This window comes from Streptomyces bohaiensis (assembly GCF_012033785.1).
Classification (GTDB): Bacteria; Actinomycetota; Actinomycetes; order Streptomycetales; family Streptomycetaceae; genus Streptomyces; species Streptomyces bohaiensis.
The window spans coordinates 1-1428 of record NZ_JAAVJC010000518.1 but is presented as its reverse complement, the minus strand read 5'-3'; the positions used below and the strand labels follow the sequence as shown (position 1 = coordinate 1428).

The 1428-nt window shown below is 76.1% G+C and carries 2 protein-coding genes; both read right to left on the bottom strand.

Features of this window, described 5'->3' with window-relative positions; all coding sequences use genetic code 11:
- Nucleotides 1-67 precede the first annotated feature (67 nt).
- Nucleotides 68-685: a 2-amino-4-hydroxy-6-hydroxymethyldihydropteridine diphosphokinase gene (folK, locus tag HCN52_RS24425; RefSeq protein ID WP_168090588.1), complete on the bottom strand. Its 618-nt coding sequence runs from the start codon at nucleotides 683-685 to the stop codon at nucleotides 68-70.
- Nucleotides 682-1041 (bottom strand): dihydroneopterin aldolase, encoded by a 360-nt coding sequence (gene folB, locus HCN52_RS24420; protein ID WP_168090587.1) that lies wholly within the window; start codon nucleotides 1039-1041, stop codon nucleotides 682-684. Before folB ends, folK begins: the two co-directional genes overlap by 4 nt.
- Between the last annotated feature and the right edge of the window lie 387 nt (nucleotides 1042-1428).

Genomic DNA, 1428 nt, shown 5'->3' with positions numbered 1-1428 from the left:
CCCGCCCGCGGACCGCGCGGCGCCGCACCGGTGGCGCGGCGGCGGCCCGCCGGGCAGGGGCGCGCTGTCAGCTGGGCAGCACCAGCGTGATGTCCTCGCGCAGCCGCACTCCGCTGTCGTCCACCGACGACCGCACCTCGGCGAGCGGCCCGCGCCCCGGGTAGTCGCCCTCCGGGTCGACGTCCAGCCACGGCACCAGCACGAAGGCCCGCTCGTGGGCGCGCGGGTGCGGCAGCGTCAGCCGCGGGTCGGTCGAGACGACGTCCTGGTACGAGACGATGTCGACGTCCAGCGTGCGCGGACCCCAGCGCTCGTCACGGGTCCGTTCGTACGCCTCCTCCACCGCCTGCGCCCGCTCCAGCAGGGAGGAGGGCGGCAGCGTGGTGCGGACCACCACGACCGCGTTGAAGTAGGTGCCCTGGCTGTCCTCGGGCACGCCCCAGGGGTCGGTCTCGTAGACGGGTGAGACGGCGGTGACCCGCAGCCCCGGGGTGTCCTCCAGCGCGTCCACGGCGCCCTGGATGGTCTCCAGCCGGTTGCCGAGGTTGCTGCCGAGGGCGATCACCGCCAGGCGCGGGTTGTGCAGGGTGGCGTCGGCGGCGTCCACCTGCTGCACCACCGTGGAAGGGACCGGCTGGACGGTCGGGTCGGGGGAGGAGGAAGCGGCGTTGTCGCTGCTCGTCATGGTCTGCTCCGCAGAATGGTGATGGTCACGTCGTCGAAGGGGACGGTGATCGGGGCCCCCGGCTTGTGGACCGTCACCTCCACCTCCCGCACCGCCGTGTGCGACAGGCACTGGTCGGCGATGCGCTCGGCGAGGGTCTCGATCAGGGCGAACGGCTCGCCGGACACCAGGGCGGTCACCTCCTCGGCGACCACCCCGTAGTGGACCGTGCGTTCCAGGTCGTCCTCGGCAGCCGCGGGGCGGGTGTCGAGCCCGAAACGGACATCGACGACGAAGGTCTGGCCGAGGGAGCGCTCCTCGGGGAGCGCCCCGTGGAAGCCGCGGGCCCGCAGCCCGCGCAGTGTGATGTGGTCCATCGCCGCCCACTTCCTTCCCGTTCGCGCCGGCCCCGTGGCGGGCCCGGCTGCCGTGGTCCCGGCCGCGGTCGGCACGACCGCGGTGGGGCGACGCGCGGGCGTCGCCACCGGTACCGGGAGGCGGCGCCGTCGACGGGCACGGTGCGGCCCGCCGGGGTCCGGGCGGTCCGACCCCTCGCAATCTACCCGCGCCCGCCACCGTGGCTCGCGGGCGGGTGCGGCACCCCCGGAGGGGATGTCGCGGCCTCTACCCACCGCCTCACCCCGCTACGCGTCGCCGGGCGGGCTCCGGCCACCATCGGGGGAGAGCACGCCCGGGGACCCGGCGCGCGGGCCGCCGCACGCGGCCACGGGGCGGCTCCCGCGCCCGGTCGCACGGCGCCGCCT